Raw genomic sequence first — 14,198 nt, forward strand, 5'->3', positions numbered from 1 at the left:
GGGCCATGACGCAGGGAGCATCGGAGACCGGAATCACGCGGGCGGCCGCGCTCGGCGACTACCTCAGGGCTCGTCGAGGACTGGTCCGACCGGAGGACGCGGGGTTCGTCCCGGAGGACGGGCGGCGGGTCGCCGGACTCCGACGCACCGAGGTGGCAGCCCTCGCGGACGTCAGCGCCGACTACTACCTCCGCCTCGAGCAGGGGCGGGATCAGCGCCCGTCGGAAGAGGTGCTGGCGGGCATCGGTCGGGCCCTTCGACTCGACGAGCACGCCGTGGACTACCTCTTCCGGCTCGCCTATGACGTCGACCTCTTCCCGGCCGAGCGCCGACCGTTGGACGCCGGCACGCCAGCACCGGCCGGACGATCCGTCCCGGACACGACACTCCTCGACCACTGGTCGGACACCGGGGCGTACATCACCGACGGCAACCGGGACATCGTCGCATCGAACGCGCTCGCGCGACGCATCGGCGGCGGCCTCCTCGACGTCGGGCAGAACGACGTGCTCGGGTACTTCGACGATCGGGTGCAGTCCATCGCCCCGGAGTGGGAGGTGAGCGCCCCGGCCGTGGTCGCAGCGCTCCGCTACAGCAGCGATCCGAGCAGCCCTCGATTGCAGACGATCGTCGAGGACCTCAGCGCCCGCAGTCCGCTGTTCGCCCGCCTCTGGGCTCGCCATGACGCCCGTCCCCTCGCCGGCGGTCCACTTCGGGCCTCGATCGACGAGTTCGGGACCGTCGAGCTGCAGTATCAACACCTCCTCGTCCCCGACTGGCCCGGTCATCAGTTGACGACGGTCTTCGCAGAGCGCGGCTCCCCAGGGGCCGCGGCGCTCGCCTACCTCGCCGCCCGGGCCGACTGACCGCCATCAGGAGCGATGACCGGCGCACGCTGACCGAGGTGGGCCGGCGGGCACCAGAGGGGTAGCCGACGGCGGTCGCAGCGCCTACCGTGGACGCATGATCGCGAACGAGGGCGTGCGTGAGCGCCGGGACCGGATCAGGGACTTCATCGACTCGTGGCGAGAGGTACCCGTGGTCCTCTGCGACCGCACGCTGGATGTCCTCGAGGCGAATCCGGCGGCGGCACGCTTGACGCCGGCGTTCCACACCGGCGTCAACCTGGCGCGCTTCGCGTTCCTCTCCCCCGACCGGGTCGTCGGCGATCCGCTGTGGACCCGGATGTCGGAGACCACCGCGGAGCTCCTCAAGCGGTCGATCGAGGAGCACGACGCGGATCGTCCCGCGGCTCGGATCATCGGCGAACTCTCCGCGAAGTCGCGCGACTTCGCCCAGACCTGGGCATCGGGCGACGGGCACTCCGGGACGTCGGGCCCCATCGTCTTCCCCACGCCGGCCGGGGAGGTCCGCATGGTCTACAACGTCTTGAACGCGCCCGGGCCCGAGGGCGATCTGCTGTTGGTCTTCGTCCCGACGGGAGCATCGTCCCGGGCGCGGCTGAAGCGGCTGTCCGAGGCGGTCTCGCCGGACGAGCCCTCCACGTCGAGCGATCCGGTGCCCTCCCGCTGAAGCGCGTCCCGGGCTGCGAGGTAGGCGATCGCCGCCGCCGCAGCTGAGCCTGGCTCGTCGAAGAACACGGTGAGGAACTGGTCCGTGTGCGGGACCTCGAAGGTCTGCGACCGGAAGTCGACCCAGCCGAGGGGCTCGATGAACGTGCGCGTCCGCCGGGACATCTGCGGTTTGACGACATGTTCCGCCCAGATCGTCCGGAACACCGGGTGCCGTGCCGAGAGCATCCCGACGATCTCCTGGAGGCGCGGATCGTCCGGTCGGCCGTAGTAGCGGAGCGGGGCGGTGAGGTCACGGAGGGTCCCCTCCCACTCCCGGTGCATGCGGTCGTACTCCGGTGCGTCGGGCGACGTGGTGCCTCGGAAGTCGGCGTACTGCTCGAAGGCCGAGACGAGCAGGTTGACCCCGGGGTCGAGCATGCCCTGCGGCACCCACGCCCGCGCGAGCGCGTTCGCGGCGACGACGTACTGATTGTCGTCGCTCACATACGCGGGCGTACCGGACCAGTGCGCGAGGAGCCGGGCGACCCGGTCGTCGAGTTGCGTCGACCGGTCGTCGACCGCGCGCATGAACGGCCTCGGACTCGCCAAGCGGAGCAGGTATCGGCGTCCACTGTCGTCCAGCAGCAGGGCACGGGCGAGCCCGAGGAGGACCTGCTCCGACGGCCGCCGCACACGACCCTGCTCGATCCGCAGGTAGTACTCGGGGCTGATGCTCGCAAGGTGCGCGACCTCCTCGCGACGCAGGCCCGGCACCCGTCGGGAGGCATCGGCGCCGATGCCGACCTGCTCCGGCCGCGCGAACTCCCGGCGCGCGCGGAGGAACTCGCCGAGAGCATTCGACAGCCGAGTTGGTGACATCGCCGCGTCCTCCGGAGAGCGAGTGGGATCGACGCCAATCCTCCCGCAGCACGCTCGGATGCATGCACCCCTCCGCGGCCGATCATGGGTCGTTTCTGGACATGTCGGCCGACCATCGGTCGCTCGCTGAGCCTGACCCTGCGCGTCCCACCCGGTCGCTGCCCGACGTCACTATCGTGGTCGCATGGTTGAGCGCGGACCCGCCGATCGGCTCCCTCGGGACCTGGTCGATCTCGTCGACTCCTGGTCGGCCGTCCCCGCGTTCGTCCACGACCGCCACTTCACGGTGCTGCACGCCAACCGCCTCGCTCAGGCGTTGTCGCAGGCCTTCCGTCCAGGAGCCAACCTGCTGCGCTCGACCTTCCTCCGCCCGGAGATCCTCCAGGCGAGTCCTGATCCCGGCCTCGTCACCGAACATGTGGTGGGCGAGCTCCGGAAGTCGCTCGGCACCCACGAGTGGGACGAAGTCTTCGAGGACCTCGTGGACGAGCTCCGCTCCGGGAACAGTCGCTTCGCCGAGGCCTGGACCGAGCTGGGACCAGGCCTCCGACCCGATGCGGCCGAGACGTTCACCTTCGACCGCCCGGATCTCGGGCGTCTCGAGCTGCGCTACCTCCAGTTGGAGGTCCCCGAGCACTTCGGCTTGAGTCTCGTGATCTGGCGAGCGTGCGACGAGGCTTCGGCACAGCTGCTCGCGGTCCTCGCAGGGCAGTCCCCCGACCGAACCTGACGAGCGGGCCGCCACGATCCGACCGCCGACGGGCACGATCTCGTCATCCGTCGGAAGGGTTGTCGCACCGTCCCTGCTGGGGTGGAGGCGATCCAGGCCGCAGCGCGGCGGAGCGAGGAGGAACACCATGGATTCGACGGACGACACCGTCCCGCACCACGAGACCCCGAGTCTGGGCAACCCGGATCTTCCAGCGGAGGGCGAGGTCAACACCCTCCGCCATCCGCAGAGCACACAGATGACCGGCCCGCAGAACCCGGCTGTCGCGAGCCAGTTCCCGAACCAGATCGACGCTCCGGGAACCGACATCAGTACGCAGGCGTTCTTCTGGTCGTCCTTCAACATCTCGCCCCGCCGTGTGCAGGACGGCGGGTGGGCGCGCGAGGTGACGAAGCAGGACTTCGCGATCTCCGACGAGATCGCCGGCGTGAACATGTACCTCGAGTCAGGCGGCATCCGCGAGCTCCACTGGCACCAGACGGCCGAGTGGGCCGTCATGACCCGTGGCAGGTGCCGGGTCACCACCCTCAGCCGATCCGGGATGCCCAGCGTCGAGGACGTGGAGGAAGGCGATCTGTGGTTCTTCCCCGCCGGGACGCCGCACTCCCTGCAGGGGCTGGGTCCCGACGGCGCCGAGTTCGTGCTCGCGTTCGACGACGGCGACCAGTCGGAGTCCAACACCCTGCTCCTCACCGACTGGTTCGCCCACACACCGCCGGACGTGCTGGCGAAGAACTTCGGGGTGGCCCAGGAGACCTTCGCGGACATCCCGCTCCACAACCTCTGGATCTTCCCCGGCGACGAGCCCGGCCCGCTCGCCAAGGACCAGGAGGACGCCGGTGTCGAGTGGGGAGCCTCGGAACCGATCATCTTCCGACTGTCGCGGTCCAAGCCACTCCACCGGAACAGCGGTGGGAGCATCCAGATCGCGGACAGCACCAACTTCCCACTGTCGCAGTCGGTCGCCGCAGCGCTCGTGACGGTGGAACCCGGGTCGATGCGCGAGCTGCACTGGCACCCCAACGCCGACGAGTGGCAGTACTACCTGCGCGGCTCAGCGCGCATGACCGTGTTCAACACCGGACCCCACGCGAACACGACCGACTTCCGCCCCGGCGACATCGGCGTCGTGAAGAAGAACCTCGGACACTACGTGGAGAACACCGGCGACGACGTGCTCCAGTTCCTCGAGGTGTTCCGCACAGACCGCTACGAGGAGGTCTCCCTCGCGAACTGGCTGGCGCACGTGCCGCCGTCGCTCGTCGCCGCACACCTGAACATCGACGAGGCGACCCTGGCGACCTTCCCCCGGGAACCGCAGGGGATCACGCCGCTGCGTCCGTGATCCGGGCAGGGTGGCTCTCGGCGGGCCACGCTCGCCCAGGGCCATCCGTCCTAGCTTGAGCGGGACACCACTCGTTCAACCGCGCGGAGGCACCGATGAACAGCGAACGCAGCACGATCGAACCGGCCGAGGGCTCCTGGTCCATCTCGGACGACCGGGCGTTCGTCCTCATCGACATGCTCAGCGACCACCGCGATCGGCGGCGCCATGCGCTCAGGACCGCGCGTGCGAGGCGCTGGCTCGACTCCTACGGTGAGGTGGTCGTGCGTTCGGTGCTGCTCGGGACCACGAGCACGATGGAGCGGGACGAGTATGCGCGGGCCCTCCGTCACGACGGCCGCGACCACACGCTCGTCCTCGATCACGTCGGCGGCTTCGTCCTCGTGACCTCCGAACGACGCGCCGCCTCACCCGTCGACGAGTGGGTCCGCTCCGTCGCGCCGGCCGGTGTCCGCATCTCCGCGATCGGTTCGGCCGTGCTGCACGCGGACGAGGACGACCTGCTCGGCGTCGTCGACGAGGCCCGCACGGCTGCCGAGATCGTCGGTCAGGTCGGGGACGCGCTCGGGTCGACCCGCGCGGAGGATCTCGGCGGCTGGCGACTCCTGCACGCGATCGGTGGCGGGCCGCAGCTCGTGACCTCGGCGTCGCCGGCGGCCGACGAACTCTGGCACGCGGATCCCGTGCGTCGGGAGACGGTCGAGACCTACCTCGACTCCGGATGCAACGTCGTCGTCGCGTGCGAGCGGCTCCACATCCACCGCACGACGCTCTACTACCGGCTCGACACCATGCCGGAGGTCGTGCGCGACGCGCTTGCCGACGGCTTGAAGCGGAGCACGCTGCATCTGTCGCTGAAGCTGCTCCGCCTCTGGAACGACGTCCCCACCGCGTCGGAGCGGTCGTCCGCGTCCAGCCGACGCCGACGTGTTCCGGAGACCCGTGTCGTCGCCCCGGTGCGGCAGCTGCACCCGCAGTCCGCGGGCACCGAGTAGGAGGGCGACGTGACCAGTTCGGCGCGACGCGTCCCGATCGAGCCTCAGGCCGTGGACGCGCCGCTCAGCGGGACCGCCGTCTTCCTCGTGCTCACCGTGCGCGACGCTGTCGGCGCGATCGACACCGTCCGCAGCACCCTGGCGGGTGTCGCCGACGTCCTGAAGAACGTCGCCTTCCGCGACCTCGACGCCGCCCTCTCCTGCACCGTCGGGATCGGCGCGCGCGTCTGGAGCGAGCTCACCCGCGGTCCCGCGCCGAGGGAGCTCCATGTCTTCTCCGCGGTCGTCGGCGACCGGCATACCGCACCCTCCACGCCCGGCGACGTCCTGCTCCACATCCGTGCCGCGAGACGCGACCTGTGCTTCGAGTTCGAGCGGCAGCTCCTGGACCTGCTCGGCGACGCCGTCGAGGTCGTGGACGAGACGGTCGGCTTCCGGTACTTCGACGTCCGCGACCTGCTCGGCTTCGTCGACGGCACCGCGAACCCCGTCGGCCAGGACCTTCCCGACGCCACGCTCGTCGGTGACGAGGACCCTGCCTTCGCCGGTGGCAGCTACGTCGTGGTGCAGAAGTACACGCATCCGCTGGACCGCTGGCGGGCGCTCACCACCGAGCAGCAGGAGGCGATCATCGGCCGCACCAAGGCCGACAACGTCGAACTCGACGATGCGGAGACCGGCCAGAAGTCGCACAAGACCCTGTCCACGATCGTCGTCGACGGTGCCGAGCACGACATCCTCCGCGACAACATGCCGTTCGGGAGTCCGGCCGGCGGCGAGTTCGGCACCTACTTCATCGGGTACGCCCGACGGCTCTGGGTCATCGAGCGGATGCTCGAGCGCATGTTCATCGGTGACCCGCCAGGACTCCACGACCGACTCCTCGACTTCTCGACGGCCCAGACCGGCTCCGTGTTCTTCGCTCCGAGCGCCGCCTTCCTCGAGGCGATGGACGACGATCCGGCCCCGTCCGGCCCCGCTGATCCGGCGAGCGCCGTCGTCCCTGCCACGCCACCCTCGACCGCCGACGGCTCCCTCGGTCTCGGGTCGCTCCGCACCGCACCCGAAAGGACGTGACCGTGAACAACCATCTCTTCCGACACCTCGCACCGATCACCGATGAGACCTGGCAGATGCTCGACGACGAGGCCCGTGCGCGCCTCACCCCGGTGCTCGGTGGCCGACGGGTGGTCGACTTCGCCGGCCCGCTGGGTTGGGAGCACTCCTCCACCGACATCGGCCGTGTCGGCGCGGTCGTCGACGCCCCGATGGAGGCGGTGATCGCCCGACAGCGCGCGGTGCTGCCCCTGACGGAGGTGCGTGCCGACTTCGCGCTCGTGCGTAGCGAGCTGGACAGCGCGGCCAGGGGCGCGCTCGATGTGGACCTCTCCCCGCTCGACGACGCGGTCACCCGCTTGTCCACGGTGGAGAACGCGGCGATCCTGTCCGGCTGGTCCGCGGCCGGGTACACGGGTGCGACGGCTGCCTCGCCGCACCCTCTGTTGACGCGGGACGACGACCCGACGCGGTTCGCACAGGTGGTCGCCACGGCGGTCGAGACGCTCGCGCGAGCCGGGGTCGGCGGCCCTTACGCCCTGGCCGTCGACGCACCGGGCTGGGTGTCGGTCACGGGCGGCAATGACAGCGGTGGTGCGCGGCTGTCCTCGCACATCGAGGCGATCCTCGGCGGGGAGGTCGTCTGGACGCCCGGCATCGAGGGAGCCGTCGTCCTCAGCCGACGCGGCGGCGACTTCCTGTTCGAATCCGGTCAGGACATCGCCCTCGGCTATGCGGCGCACTCGGCCGAGTCGGTGAGCCTGTACCTGGAGGAGAGTTTCAGCTTCCGCGTCGTGACGCCAGAGGCTGCCGTCGCGATCCGTTAGCGCGGCGACACGGCGCCGACGATCGGGTCAGCCAGGGGCGACCGGGTCTGCAGGGACGCCTCGGCCACGCCGACACCCGTCGTGCGGAACCGTCGCTGGTACTCGGAGGGCGTCGTGTTGTACCGTGCCGCGAACGCGCGGCGGAAGGCGATCGGGCTGGCGTACCCGGCGGCAGCGGCGACCTGCCCCACCGTGTCCCCGGCCTCCAGCATGCCGAGCGCGACGTCGAGTCGGAGCGAGCCGACGTACTGGATGGGCGTCATGCCCAGCTCGTCCCGGATGACCCGGTTGAGATGGCGGACGCCGACGTTCGCGTGTGCGGCGATGTCGGCCAACGATCCCGCCCGGGTCGGATCGCCGTGGATGTAGTCCGCGACGGCCTTCGCGATCGAGGTCCGCGCCGGCTTCGCGCGGACGGAGGCGGAGAACTGCGACTGGCCGCCGGACCTGCGCATGTAGACGAGCAGCAACTGCGCGATGGAGCGTGCGACGTCCGCGCCGTGGTCCTCCTCCACGATCGCGAGCGCGAGGTCGATCCCGGCGGCGACCCCGGCCGAGGAGTAGGTGTCACCGTCGCGGACGAAGATCGAGTCGGGACGGACGTCGATGGAAGGGTAGGCGGTGGCGAGCGCGCCGGTGAACTTCCAGTGGGTCGTCGCCGACTTGCCGTCGAGGAGCCCGGTGACCGCGAGGGCGAACGCGCCGCTGCAGATCGAAGCCACCCGCTCGGCTCGGGCCGCGAGGAGGCGGACAGCAGTCTGCACCTCCTCCGGGCGGTACACCTGTGGTGCGGACTCGCTCCCCGGGACGATCACGAGGTCGAGCGGTCCGCTGTCGGCCGCGGCGGCGTCCACGCCGACCCGGAGTCCCATCGAGGTGACGACGTCCTGGCCGTCGTGGGAGAAGAACCGGACGTCGTAGCCGTCGACCCGCTGGTTCGCTTCGGTGAACACCTCGGCCGGGCCGACGAAGTCGAGCGTCTTCACCTGGTCGAACAGGAAGATCCCGACGCGGCGTCGTCGCGCGGGTCCTCCGAGGGTGGGCTGTGGTCCTGGCACCTGCTGGGGCGGGCTCATCCCCACATCCTGCCCGACGAGAGCGCCCCGGCCAACGTCGGATTCGACTTCTGTCGCACCTGCCGCCGACGAACGTCCCAAGACTCCGGCCCGACGTCGGCGTAGCCTCGGTCGGACCGGCCCGCCGCCTGGGATCCGGCCCATCCACTCCACGACGCCCAAGGAGATCCGCTCATGCGACTCGAACGCGCAGGGACCATCCCCCTCGACCTCACCCATCGCACCGCGCTGGTGACCGGCTCGACGAGCGGGATCGGTTACGCCATCGCCGCGCGGCTCGTCGAGGCCGGGGCGGACGTCATCGTCAACGGCCGCGACGCCGATCGCCTCGAGGCCGCCGTCCTCTCGCTCGACACCGAATCGGTGGAGTCGGTGCGCGGGATCACGGCTGACGCGACCACCCGGGAGGGAGCTGAGCGGCTCGTCGCCGAGGCCGGCCAGGTCGACATCCTCGTCAACAACCTCGGTGTCTTCGAGGCCGTACCGCCGCTGGACATCACCGACGAGCAGTGGCGGTCGATGTTCGAGGTCAACGTGCTGTCAGCCGCTCGCCTCACCCGGCTCCTGCTCCCCGGCATGTCCGGACGCGGCTGGGGTCGTGTCGTCGACATCGCCAGCGACTCCGCCGTGGTCATCCCCGAGGAGATGATCCACTACGGCATGTCGAAGACCGCACTCCTCGCGGTGAGCCGCGGCTTCGCGAAGGCTGCCGCCGGGACGGGCGTGACGGTGAACTCGGTGATCGCCGGCCCCACCCACACGCCGGGCGTGGAGACCTTCGTCCGGCAGCTCGTCGGCGACGAGCTCGAGTGGGACGACGCCCAGCGGGAGTTCATGCGGCTGCACCGCCCGCAGTCGCTGATCGGCCGCCTCCTCGAACCCATCGAGATCGCGAACCTCGTGGTGTACCTCGCCTCGCCGCTCGCGTCCGGCACCACCGGCGGCGCGCTCCGGGTCGACGGCGGCTACGTCGACTCGATCCTGCCCTGACGTCGACACCGATCGAGAGCCGAGCGACCCGATGACGACCTCTCCTGTTTCGACCCGATCCCACGTCTCCCACGGTGCCGGGTTCTGGATCGTCGCCACCACGTTCCTGCTGGTGATGGCCTACTCGACCGTCCCGACGCCGTTGTACGCGCTGTACCAGGCGAGGGACGGGTTCCCCGTCTCGACGATCACCGTCATCTTCGCCGCCTACGCCGTCGGCGTCGTGTTCAGCCTCTTCTTCGTCGGCCACATCAGCGACTGGGTCGGGCGGCGGCGGATGCTGCTCATCGCGATCCTGATCTCGGCGCTGTCGGCAGTGCTGTTCCTCCTCTGGAGCAGCGTCGAGGGGTTGATCGTCGCGCGGGTCGTCAACGGCGTCAGCGTCGGCGTGCTCACCGCGACGGCGACCGCTCACCTCGGCGAGCTGCGTGCGGTCGCCCGGCCGGACGAGAACTCGATCGTCGCGGCATCGGTCGCCGGGGCAAGCAACCTGGGCGGTCTCGCCCTCGGACCACTCATCGGAGGACTCTTCGCCGAGTTCCTCCCGAACCCGCTGGTGCTCCCGCACGCGGTGTTCCTCGTCGCGCTCGTCATCGCCGCGATCGTCATGGTCTCCGTGCCCGAGACCGTCGAGCAGAGCGAACCACGGAGGCGCTATCGACCACAGCGCCTCGCGGTCCCGGCGTCGTCCCGCGGGGCGTTCATCGCGGCAGGGTTCGGTGCCTTCGCGGGGTTCGCGCTCCTCGGACTGTTCACCTCGCTCGCGCCCACCATCCTCATCGGCACCTTCGACGCCCCCGACCACCTGCTCGCCGGTGTGACGACCTTCTCCGTGTTCGGAGCCGCCGCGCTCGGTCAGGTGCTGCTCGCCCGACTCCCGTTGCAGCGCCAGCTCCTGATCGCGACGGTCAGCTGCGGTGTCGGACTCGCCGCGGTCGCCGCGGGGGCGGTCCTGCCGCAGCTGGGGGTCTTCCTCGTCGGTGGTGTCATCGCCGGACTCGGTGTCGGCGTCCTGTTCAAGTCGGCGATCGCGACCGCCGGATCGCTCGCCGACCCCGCCCGCCGGGGCGAGACGCTGTCGCTCGTGTTCCTGATCGCCTACTGCGGCCTCGCCCTCCCGGTGCTGGCCATCGGCTTCGCCCTCACCTTCGCACCGGAGATCGATGTGCTCCTGATCTTCGTCTCACTCGTACTGGTGACGACGGTGGTCGCCGGTGTCGCGATGACCCGGCGAGCGGCCGGACGCCCCTGACCGGGCCCGGCTGCCGCTGAACGGGCGGTGTCGCTTCGGCCTACCCGAACGTCTCGGCGAGGTAGCGATGGACGAGGGAGACCGCCATCGCGCCCTCACCGACGGCCGACGCGACCCGCTTGATGGAGTTGGCGCGGACGTCACCGGCGGCGAACACACCGGGCTGGTTGGTCTCGAGGTGCATCGGCTGACGCGCGAGCGGCCACTGCGCGAGGTGGTCCGGCTGCAGGTCGCCGCCGGTGAGCAGGAACCCGCGGCTGTCGAGGGCGACCGCCGAATCCTCTGCCCAGGCCGTGTTCGGGCGACCTCCGATGCAGATGAACAGCCGTGGCGCAGGGACCTCCGTGGTCGTCCCCGCCGAGTCGATGGTGAGGCCACGGAGGCGATCGTCGCCGTGGAGCGCTGTCACCGTGGTGTCCACGAGGATCTCGACATTGGACGCCGCGAGCAGTCGCCGGAGGAGGTAGGTCGACATCGTCGATGACAGGGACGGACCCCGGACGAGGACGGTGACGCGCGCGGCGTGCGCGGCGAGGTTCATCGCCGCCTGGCCCGCCGAGTTCGCACCGCCCACGATGTAGACGTGCTCGCCGACGCACGAGGACGCTTCGCTCGTGCCGGCGCCGTAGTAGACACCGGAGCCCTCCAGCTCGTCCTCCTTCGGTAATCCGAGGCGACGCCACTGCACCCCCGTCGCACAGACGACCGCCCGCGCGGAGAGTCGCGAGCCGTCCGCCAGCTCGGCCTGCATGTGATGGTCGCCGAAGCTCCGGCTCAGGCTGTGACGCATGACGAGCAGTTCGGCGCCGAACGCGATCGCCTGTCGTCGCGCCTGTTCCGCGAGGGCTGCGCCGGAGATGCCGTGCGCGAAGCCGAGGTAGTTCTCGATGAGACTGCTGGATCCTGCCTGGCCACCGACGGCATCCCGTTCGACCACAGCGACATCGAGTCCTTCGGACGCCGCATAGACCGCGGCCGAAAGCCCGGCCGGTCCGGCGCCGTAGACGAGCACGTCGTACTCGCTGCGCTGCGGTCGCTTGATCCAGCCGAAGTGTTCAGCGATCTGCGCAGGCGTCGGGTCAGCGAGCCGGGTGCTGTCAGGGAAGGCGACGACGGGGAGCCGGGCCTCCGTCAGACCCGAACCGAGCTGTGCCTGACAGTCCTCGTCCGTCTCGACGACCACCGTCTGGAACGGGACACCGCTGCGGGTGAGGTAGTCGCGGATCGCGAAGGCCTCGCGACCGAACGAACGCTCGAACACGAGCAGTGGCGCGATCGCGACCTCCCCGACAACGGTCATGAACCGAGGAGTCGTTCCCACTGGGCGGGGACACGATCGTGCGGCCCGGGGACCGTCTGCGAGCGCGGGTGACTGAGCGGGGGCGCGAGGGTGGGACCGGCGAACGACTCCTCCGTGCCGTAGTCGTAGAACCAGTCCTCGCCCGGCTCGTAGCTGCGGATCACGCGATGACCGGTGATGGTCGCGTGCTTCGTCGCGTGCTTGTTCAGGGAGTCGTCGCAGCATCCGATGTGCCCGCAGAACGTGCAGCGGCGGAGATGCAGCCACCAGCTGTCGGTCGCCTCGCACTCGACGCAACCGGGTCCGGACGGCGGGACGTCCGGCTTGATGTACTGCTCGACATCGTCCATGGTGGACCTCATCTCGGCTCGTGCTGCGGTGACGTGGACTCACCGTACGTCTCTCGGCGGGCGACCCGCTTCGACCTCAGTCGGAAATCGAGAACTGCGAGCGGCAGCCCGTCAGCCCCGGGCGTTCTGCACGATCGCGGTCAGGGCGTCGAGATAGGAGTCGAAGGCGACCCTGCCCTCCGCGGTGAGCGCGATACGGCGTCCGCGGCGGTCCGTGTCGCTCTTCCCGACCTCGACCACCCCGGCGTCGGCGAGCGCCGAGAGGTGCTTCGAGAGAGCCGACTTGCTGACGCCGGTGATGCGCAGGAGCGAGGCGAAGTCGGTGTACTCGGCGGGCGCGAGCGCGGATAGCAGGGCGAGGCGGGCAGGCTCGTGGAAGAGCGGGTTCAGCGGCTGGCGGCTGACCGCGGCGTCCTCGGCTCCATCGTCGTCAGGCATCGCGCGACCCCGACCGTCCGCGGAGCGGCGTGGAGCCGTTCGCGAGGCGCACCAGTGCAGGCAGACAGACAGCGAACACGACGACGGCTGCGACGAGCGCGGACACCGTGTTCGGTACGGAGACGCCGGCGGAACGGGCGATCCACTGGGTCACGACGTAGACCACGGCGACCGCCACGCCACTCGCGGTGAGCAGCAGCACGCCGGTCCGGTCCGACCAGTCGAGTCGGAGCTTCACCGGGCGCGCGAGGGACAGGGCGACGAACCCGATCGCGACGAGTCCGAGTAGCCAGACCATGTCGAGGTCGACGACGACCCCGAGCGCGATGATGAGGACCGCGGTGAGGATGGCGGTGGTGAGCGCTCCCTGGCGTGCGGAGCGGTGCGAGGCGTCTCGTGCCTGGTTCAAGCGGTCCTGTGCGTCTTCATGATCCATGATCGACCTCCAGTCGTTGCGTCTGAAGAAACTATCACAGTGTTTCCCCAAAGGAAACAATCAACGTCGAGCTCACTGCGCTCGAGGTCGCGGTGGCGGTGGCGGTGGCGGTGGCGCAGGATGAGGGCGGCGGGAGCTCCGCGGCGACCCCATCAGGACGACTCGGCCTCCACCACACCGGCGAGGGCACTGACGATCGGGCAGGGCACCGACGGATCGGCGCACTGGGCATCGAGCAGATCCGAGATGGCGGAACGCGTCCGTTGCAGGTCGGCGACCTTCTCGTCGATCTCCTGCAGCTTCTGCGCGGCCGCGGCGGCGACGTCACCGGCGGAAGCGCCGCCGCTCCGCGCCGTTTGGGACAGCCGGTCGAAGTCGTGGAGCTCCGCCAGCGTGAACCCGAGCTCCTGGCCGCGACGGAGGAACCGGAGGCGGACGACATCGGTCTCCCGATAGTCGCGATAACCGCCGGTGGTCCGTTCGGGCTCGGCGAGCACACCGGACCGTTCGTAGAACCGGACGGTGGACACCTTCACCTTGGCCAGCCGGGCCAGCTCAGCGATACGCACAAGCCGACCCTAGGCCAAGGCCGCTCGACGAGCCGACAGCATGACGCCGCCTTGGACGACCGCCCAGACCAGCTCGAACACGAGCATCCCGAGGACCAGCAGTGACGCGCCATGCAGCAACGCGGCCCCCATGCCGAGCGAGAAGAGCAACCTCCCGGCCGTGTCGGCCACACCGGCCGCCCACGTCGGGCGCACCAGCCGGAAGGCCGACCAGACCACCACGAGCGAACCCATGAGGTTGGCGAACATCACCGCGAACACGTCTCCAGGGTCGGGAACGACCCCGGAAGCACGAGTGAGGAATGGATGACACCCAATCCGGCGAAGAGCGTCGGCGCAGTGAAGGGTAGGGCGAACCCGGCGGTGACGACGAGGTCATACAGGGCGGACAGGCGGACGGTGCGTCGAACGATCGAGGAAGTCATGTCCTCACTGTCGACC

At 69.9% G+C, this 14,198-nt stretch carries 16 protein-coding genes and 1 pseudogene; 9 read left to right on the plus strand and 8 right to left on the minus strand.

Annotated elements, in window-relative coordinates:
- The first annotated feature begins 5 nt into the window (after nucleotides 1-5).
- Both ITJ66_RS00120 and ITJ66_RS19625 read left to right on the plus strand, forming a co-directional pair.
- The gene (locus ITJ66_RS00120; protein WP_194642720.1) at nucleotides 6-866 is read left to right on the plus strand and encodes a helix-turn-helix transcriptional regulator; all 861 of its coding nucleotides are present in this window, start codon (nucleotides 6-8) and stop codon (nucleotides 864-866) included.
- 97 nt (nucleotides 867-963) lie between these two features.
- The gene (locus ITJ66_RS19625; RefSeq protein ID WP_370582520.1) at nucleotides 964-1,533 is read left to right on the plus strand and encodes a hypothetical protein; all 570 of its coding nucleotides are present in this window, start codon (nucleotides 964-966) and stop codon (nucleotides 1,531-1,533) included.
- 38 nt (nucleotides 1,534-1,571) lie between these two features.
- Here the strand turns inward: ITJ66_RS19625 and ITJ66_RS00125 are convergent.
- Nucleotides 1,572-2,393: pseudogene (locus ITJ66_RS00125) on the minus strand (helix-turn-helix transcriptional regulator); the annotation flags it as partial.
- A gap of 184 nt (nucleotides 2,394-2,577) precedes the next feature.
- Here ITJ66_RS00125 and ITJ66_RS00130 point away from each other — a divergent pair.
- The 5 genes from ITJ66_RS00130 to ITJ66_RS00150 all read left to right on the plus strand — a co-directional run bounded on the left by ITJ66_RS00130 (nucleotide 2,578) and on the right by ITJ66_RS00150 (nucleotide 7,346).
- Nucleotides 2,578-3,123, plus strand: coding sequence for a hypothetical protein (locus ITJ66_RS00130; RefSeq protein ID WP_194642724.1), 546 nt, complete (start codon nucleotides 2,578-2,580; stop codon nucleotides 3,121-3,123).
- A gap of 127 nt (nucleotides 3,124-3,250) precedes the next feature.
- Nucleotides 3,251-4,468 (plus strand): cupin domain-containing protein, encoded by a 1,218-nt coding sequence (locus ITJ66_RS00135; RefSeq protein ID WP_194642726.1) that lies wholly within the window; start codon nucleotides 3,251-3,253, stop codon nucleotides 4,466-4,468.
- Nucleotides 4,469-4,563: 95 nt separating this feature from the next.
- Nucleotides 4,564-5,463 carry a helix-turn-helix domain-containing protein gene (locus ITJ66_RS00140; protein ID WP_194642728.1) on the plus strand — a complete coding sequence of 300 codons (900 nt, stop codon included), beginning with the start codon at nucleotides 4,564-4,566 and terminating at the stop codon, nucleotides 5,461-5,463.
- A gap of 9 nt (nucleotides 5,464-5,472) precedes the next feature.
- Nucleotides 5,473-6,540, plus strand: coding sequence for a Dyp-type peroxidase (locus tag ITJ66_RS00145; protein WP_194642730.1), 1,068 nt, complete (start codon nucleotides 5,473-5,475; stop codon nucleotides 6,538-6,540).
- Nucleotides 6,541-6,542: 2 nt separating this feature from the next.
- On the plus strand, nucleotides 6,543-7,346 hold the full coding sequence (locus ITJ66_RS00150; protein ID WP_194642732.1) for a family 1 encapsulin nanocompartment shell protein: 804 nt from the start codon (nucleotides 6,543-6,545) through the stop codon (nucleotides 7,344-7,346).
- Here the strand turns inward: ITJ66_RS00150 and ITJ66_RS00155 are convergent.
- A complete protein-coding gene (locus tag ITJ66_RS00155; protein WP_194642734.1) occupies nucleotides 7,343-8,422 on the minus strand; it encodes a GlxA family transcriptional regulator in 1,080 nt (359 codons plus the stop codon). The two genes, ITJ66_RS00150 and ITJ66_RS00155, sit on opposite strands and share 4 nt — an antisense overlap.
- Nucleotides 8,423-8,596: 174 nt before the next feature.
- On the opposite strand from ITJ66_RS00155, the gene ITJ66_RS00160 reads away from it, so the two are divergent.
- Both ITJ66_RS00160 and ITJ66_RS00165 read left to right on the plus strand, forming a co-directional pair.
- On the plus strand, nucleotides 8,597-9,412 hold the full coding sequence (locus ITJ66_RS00160) for an SDR family NAD(P)-dependent oxidoreductase (protein ID WP_228501397.1): 816 nt from the start codon (nucleotides 8,597-8,599) through the stop codon (nucleotides 9,410-9,412).
- A 31-nt stretch (nucleotides 9,413-9,443) separates the two neighbouring features.
- Nucleotides 9,444-10,664, plus strand: coding sequence for an MFS transporter (locus ITJ66_RS00165; RefSeq protein WP_194642736.1), 1,221 nt, complete (start codon nucleotides 9,444-9,446; stop codon nucleotides 10,662-10,664).
- Nucleotides 10,665-10,704: 40 nt separating this feature from the next.
- Here ITJ66_RS00165 and ITJ66_RS00170 read toward each other — a convergent pair whose 3' ends face one another.
- From ITJ66_RS00170 to ITJ66_RS19630, 6 genes are all read right to left on the minus strand, one after another.
- A complete protein-coding gene (locus tag ITJ66_RS00170) occupies nucleotides 10,705-11,964 on the minus strand; it encodes an FAD-dependent oxidoreductase (protein ID WP_194642738.1) in 1,260 nt (419 codons plus the stop codon).
- A complete protein-coding gene (locus ITJ66_RS00175; RefSeq protein WP_194642740.1) occupies nucleotides 11,961-12,314 on the minus strand; it encodes a UBP-type zinc finger domain-containing protein in 354 nt (117 codons plus the stop codon). The genes ITJ66_RS00170 and ITJ66_RS00175 overlap by 4 nt, the downstream gene beginning before the upstream one ends.
- A gap of 111 nt (nucleotides 12,315-12,425) precedes the next feature.
- The gene (locus ITJ66_RS00180; RefSeq protein ID WP_086472344.1) at nucleotides 12,426-12,752 is read right to left on the minus strand and encodes a transcriptional regulator; all 327 of its coding nucleotides are present in this window, start codon (nucleotides 12,750-12,752) and stop codon (nucleotides 12,426-12,428) included.
- Nucleotides 12,745-13,188 carry a hypothetical protein gene (locus ITJ66_RS00185; RefSeq protein WP_194642742.1) on the minus strand — a complete coding sequence of 148 codons (444 nt, stop codon included), beginning with the start codon at nucleotides 13,186-13,188 and terminating at the stop codon, nucleotides 12,745-12,747. The genes ITJ66_RS00180 and ITJ66_RS00185 overlap by 8 nt, the downstream gene beginning before the upstream one ends.
- Nucleotides 13,189-13,340: 152 nt before the next feature.
- Nucleotides 13,341-13,757 (minus strand): MerR family transcriptional regulator, encoded by a 417-nt coding sequence (locus ITJ66_RS00190; RefSeq protein ID WP_194642744.1) that lies wholly within the window; start codon nucleotides 13,755-13,757, stop codon nucleotides 13,341-13,343.
- Between the two features lie 9 nt (nucleotides 13,758-13,766).
- On the minus strand, nucleotides 13,767-14,018 hold the full coding sequence (locus ITJ66_RS19630) for a hypothetical protein (protein WP_228501399.1): 252 nt from the start codon (nucleotides 14,016-14,018) through the stop codon (nucleotides 13,767-13,769).
- Between the last annotated feature and the right edge of the window lie 180 nt (nucleotides 14,019-14,198).

It is taken from the genome of Plantibacter sp. VKM Ac-2885 (assembly GCF_015351205.1).
Taxonomy (GTDB): domain Bacteria; phylum Actinomycetota; class Actinomycetes; order Actinomycetales; family Microbacteriaceae; genus Plantibacter; species Plantibacter auratus.

Coding starts and splice junctions, on each gene's coding strand:
- ITJ66_RS00120 (WP_194642720.1), top strand. CDS start 6: ATGACGCAGGGAGCATCGGAGACCGGAATCACGCGGGCGGCCGCGCTC.
- ITJ66_RS19625 (WP_370582520.1), top strand. CDS start 964: ATGATCGCGAACGAGGGCGTGCGTGAGCGCCGGGACCGGATCAGGGAC.
- ITJ66_RS00130 (WP_194642724.1), top strand. CDS start 2,578: ATGGTTGAGCGCGGACCCGCCGATCGGCTCCCTCGGGACCTGGTCGAT.
- ITJ66_RS00135 (WP_194642726.1), top strand. CDS start 3,251: ATGGATTCGACGGACGACACCGTCCCGCACCACGAGACCCCGAGTCTG.
- ITJ66_RS00140 (WP_194642728.1), top strand. CDS start 4,564: ATGAACAGCGAACGCAGCACGATCGAACCGGCCGAGGGCTCCTGGTCC.
- ITJ66_RS00155 (WP_194642734.1), bottom strand. CDS start 8,422: ATGAGCCCGCCCCAGCAGGTGCCAGGACCACAGCCCACCCTCGGAGGA.
- ITJ66_RS00160 (WP_228501397.1), top strand. CDS start 8,597: ATGCGACTCGAACGCGCAGGGACCATCCCCCTCGACCTCACCCATCGC.
- ITJ66_RS00165 (WP_194642736.1), top strand. CDS start 9,444: ATGACGACCTCTCCTGTTTCGACCCGATCCCACGTCTCCCACGGTGCC.
- ITJ66_RS00170 (WP_194642738.1), bottom strand. CDS start 11,964: ATGACCGTTGTCGGGGAGGTCGCGATCGCGCCACTGCTCGTGTTCGAG.
- ITJ66_RS00175 (WP_194642740.1), bottom strand. CDS start 12,314: ATGGACGATGTCGAGCAGTACATCAAGCCGGACGTCCCGCCGTCCGGA.
- ITJ66_RS00180 (WP_086472344.1), bottom strand. CDS start 12,752: ATGCCTGACGACGATGGAGCCGAGGACGCCGCGGTCAGCCGCCAGCCG.
- ITJ66_RS00185 (WP_194642742.1), bottom strand. CDS start 13,188: ATGGATCATGAAGACGCACAGGACCGCTTGAACCAGGCACGAGACGCC.